The 1,601-nt window shown below is 40.2% G+C and carries 1 protein-coding gene; it reads left to right on the forward strand.

Annotation, left to right across the window (positions count from 1 at the left end):
• Positions 1-118: 118 nt before the first annotated feature.
• A partial coding sequence (gene ahpF / locus FW754_RS16375) for an alkyl hydroperoxide reductase subunit F (RefSeq protein WP_446325259.1) occupies positions 119-1,601 on the forward strand: 1,483 nt, incomplete at its 3' end.

A 1,601-nucleotide genomic window follows, 5' to 3' on the forward strand; every position in this document is an offset into this window, starting at 1 on the left:
AAACCGTCTTAAAATTCAAAAAACCGATTATAAATATAAAAACAACCTGTTTCCTCTATTCTGTGATTTAACGTATTATATTCTCAAGCAATAAATTTACTCCTTTGGAGATTGAACGATGTTAGATACAAATACTTCTGCACAATTAAAAACTTTACTTGAACGTCTTGAAAGCCCAATTGAATTGGTCGCTTCTTTAGACAACTCTGATAAAGCTGAAAAAATTAAAGAATTAGTCACTGAAGTTGCTGCACTGTCTGACCAAGTGACTGCACGTTTTGATGGGCAAAATAGCCGCAAACCAAGCTTCGGTATTGCGAAAGTCGGCGAGCAACCACGTGTGTTCTTCGCAGGCTTGCCAATGGGTCACGAATTCACTTCATTGATCTTAGCTTTACTGCAAGTTTCAGGTTATGCAGCAAAAGTATCTGATGAAGTTTTGGCACAAATCAAAGGCTTAAATATTCAATCTGACTTTGATGTGTTCGTCTCACTAAGCTGTCATAACTGTCCTGATGTGGTTCAAGCTCTGAATCTGATTGCGATTAACAACCCAGGTACAACAGCAACGATGATTGATGGTGCTTTCTTCCAAGATGAAGTTGAAGAACGTAAAATCATGGCTGTACCAATGTTATTCCAAAATGGTCAGCACATTGGTCAAGGTCGTATGACCCTAGAAGAAATCATTGCTAAATTAGATACTGGTGCAGCAGCAAAAGATGCTGAAAAATTGAATGCTAAAGAAGCCTTTGATGTGCTGGTGATTGGTGGTGGTCCTGCAGGTGCAACAGCGGCAATGTATGCTGCACGTAAAGGTATTCGTACAGGTATTGTGTCTGAGCGCTTCGGTGGTCAGGTTATGGATACGATGGACATTGAAAACTTTATTTCAGTGCAAAAAACTCAAGGACCTAAGTTTGGTGCAGATATGGAAGCACATGTACGAGAGTACGGTGTAGATATTATGAACCTACAAAAAGTGAAAAGCATTGTCGGTGCAGATCAAACAGCCAATGGTTTAGTTCAGCTTGAACTTGAAAATGGTGCAAAACTTGAATCAAAAACTGTGATTTTATCTACAGGTGCACGTTGGAGAGAAATGAATGTACCAGGTGAGAAAGAATACAAAACTCGTGGAGTCGCATATTGCCCACACTGTGATGGTCCATTGTTCAAAGGTAAACGTGTTGCGGTGATTGGTGGTGGTAACTCAGGTGTAGAAGCTGCTATTGACCTTGCGGGAATTGTTGAGCATGTAACGGTACTGGAGTTTGATACTAAGCTACGTGCTGACCAAGTACTTCAAGATAAGTTGAATAGTTTGCCAAATACCACAGTACTATTGAATGTTTTAGCAACTGAGGTGATTGGTGATGGTTCACAAGTCACAGCCATTAAATACAAAGATCGTGCAACGGAGATTGAGCATACATTAGAACTTGCAGGGATCTTCGTTCAGATTGGCTTGTTACCTAATACTGACTTCTTAAAAGACAGTGCTGTAGAGCTTTCAAACCGTAATGAGATTGTGGTTAATGAACGTAATGAAACGTCTGTAAAAGGTGTCTTTGCTGCAGGTGACTGTACCACTGTACCGT

Source organism: Acinetobacter sp. 1207_04, assembly GCF_052850415.1.